Genomic DNA, 674 nt, shown 5'->3' on the forward strand with positions numbered 1-674 from the left:
CTGTTCCAACTCATCTTTTCCGCTTTCACGCCCTTGGTTCCCAGACATGAGAGTGCCAGGAGCAGAAGCGAAAACAGCTTGGTATAGAGAATGGAATGAAACAAACCACCTGTACGGTTGAAGTTGATCAGGATTCTGTCAACCACCCCGATTGTCACTCCCCAAATATGCATTGCCTCGTAGCAATACCAATATACATTCATAATTGCGAGTATAATACTCACAGCACGGAGAAAATCCATAATTTTCCCCAATGCTCTCAAATCGTCTTCTTGTGCCATTGTTTTTCAGTTTTGAAGTTATACAAATTGTTTTAGATTGAAGGCAGGCTTTCTCCATTGTATAAGAAAGCCAACCTTGATGAAACGATTAAAGGTTTCGTCCTTTACGTTTCTTCTTCTTTCTACGCAACTCTCTGTCAAATGCAGCCTCTTGCGCCTCATTTGAAGAACCACCTCCTGCCATAAGTCCAAAACCGCTGCCGTACTCGTCGAACAAGCCAGAACCATGATATTCCTGTTCCGGCATTGTGCCATCTTCCTTCGGGATGGTAAGCGGTATCGGTTGCTCATTCTCGTAAGGCAAGGTGAAGTGCTCCTGCAGGGCATTGGCAGAAAGATTCGTTCCAAGCCTTGAACCATTGAAAACGCTTTGGGTGCGGTGGTCAATGAATG

Annotated in this window: 1 protein-coding gene and 1 pseudogene; both read right to left on the reverse strand. The window is 44.8% G+C overall.

The annotated features are described in order from the left end of the window. On the reverse strand, positions 1-281 hold a 281-nt coding region (locus BN4609_RS09115; protein ID WP_068856423.1), incomplete at its 3' end, for a YWFCY domain-containing protein. 88 nt (positions 282-369) lie between these two features. Then, a pseudogene (locus tag BN4609_RS09120) lies at positions 370-674 on the reverse strand (conjugal transfer protein MobB); the annotation flags it as partial.

The sequence above is a fragment of the Leyella lascolaii genome (assembly GCF_900079775.1).
Taxonomy (GTDB): domain Bacteria; phylum Bacteroidota; class Bacteroidia; order Bacteroidales; family Bacteroidaceae; genus Prevotella; species Prevotella lascolaii.